This is a genomic window from Pelomonas nitida (assembly GCF_043555975.1).
Lineage (GTDB): Bacteria > Pseudomonadota > Gammaproteobacteria > Burkholderiales > Burkholderiaceae_C > Pelomonas > Pelomonas nitida.
Genome location: NZ_JBIGIA010000068.1, coordinates 1 through 278 on the forward strand (window position 1 = coordinate 1; position 278 = coordinate 278).

At 66.9% G+C, this 278-nt stretch carries 1 protein-coding gene; it reads right to left on the reverse strand.

Annotated elements, in window-relative coordinates:
* The coding region (locus ACG00X_RS24130) for an ATP-binding protein (RefSeq protein ID WP_394492381.1) at positions 1-278 on the reverse strand (278 nt) is incomplete at both ends.

Genomic DNA, 278 nt, shown 5'->3' on the forward strand with positions numbered 1-278 from the left:
TTGAGACCCAGCTGGCTGGTCAGGCGGCACAGGATGTTGAGCGACACCGGGTTGTCATCGACGATCAGTACCGGGCGCTGGGCTTGCTCGGCCAGCCGTGCTCCGAACTCGCCAATGCCCAGGCGCCGGTCGATGCTGAGGGATTTGAGGCGGACCGTGAAGTGGAAGGTGCTGCCCTGGCCCAGCACGCTTTCGGCCCAGATGCGTCCGCCCATCAGTTCGACCAGCTGCCGGCTGATCGACAGGCCGAGGCCGGTGCCGCCATAGCGCCGGGTGGT